Below are 747 nucleotides of genomic sequence, written 5' to 3'. Positions count from 1 at the left end.
TGTTTACCGAGCTACCAAAACTAGGTCGCCCCATGAAAAAGTCTTTTTCTAGAGCGCTAAAATCCAAAGCATTAGACGAGACTTTTTTATCCACGACAATACGCAGTTGAAAGACTTCATTCTTCACCACGCTGTTTTTGCTTACTGTCGCGACCACCGAGGTTGCCAGTGCAAATGGGCTGATTAATGTGAGAACTAGAGAGAATAAAGCCACATTCAATGAGTTTAGCTTGTTCATTACCATTTCTTACCTGTATCTTGTGGAGCCTGTTTTTGCTGCGCTTGAAGTATCATTTGAGCACGGATTAGGCGGCTAGGATCTCGGGCATTCTCAACCTGCTGTAACTTCCGAAGCTCTGGGTCAATAGGCTGTTGATTGTCACTTGCAACTGCTTGTGCTTGGTCTTCGCTTGATCCCGATTCTCGCTCTAAATTTTGCTGTGAAATAGCGTCAGACTCAGGTTGTTGTTGGCCTTCTCTCTGTGACTGCCCAGAGTCGAGCTCTTGCTCTTGCTGAGCCGATTGATTTTTCTGTTGAGAAGATTCAGAGTCAGATTTTTGCTTAGATTGCTGCTCGTTAGATGATGGTTCTTCCCGCGAAGACTGTTGTTCTTGAGAAGCGTTGTCTTGGCTGCTGGATTGTGACTGACCTGAGTCATTTTGTTGTTGACCTTGGTCTTGCTGTGACCCATTTTGTTGCTGTTGCTGTTGCTGTTGCTGTTGCTGTTGCTGTTGCTGTTGCTGTTG

At 45.4% G+C, this 747-nt stretch carries 2 pseudogenes; both read right to left on the bottom strand.

The features are described from left to right. A pseudogene (locus QTO00_RS20380) lies at window positions 1-244 on the bottom strand (BatD family protein); the annotation flags it as partial. Next, a pseudogene (locus QTO00_RS20375) lies at window positions 238-747 on the bottom strand (hypothetical protein); the annotation flags it as partial. The pseudogenes QTO00_RS20380 and QTO00_RS20375, both read right to left, overlap by 7 nt.

This window comes from Vibrio sp. M260118 (assembly GCF_036533755.1).
In the GTDB taxonomy this organism is placed as follows: Bacteria; Pseudomonadota; Gammaproteobacteria; order Enterobacterales; family Vibrionaceae; genus Vibrio.
This window is presented reverse-complemented; position numbering and strand designations above follow the sequence as displayed.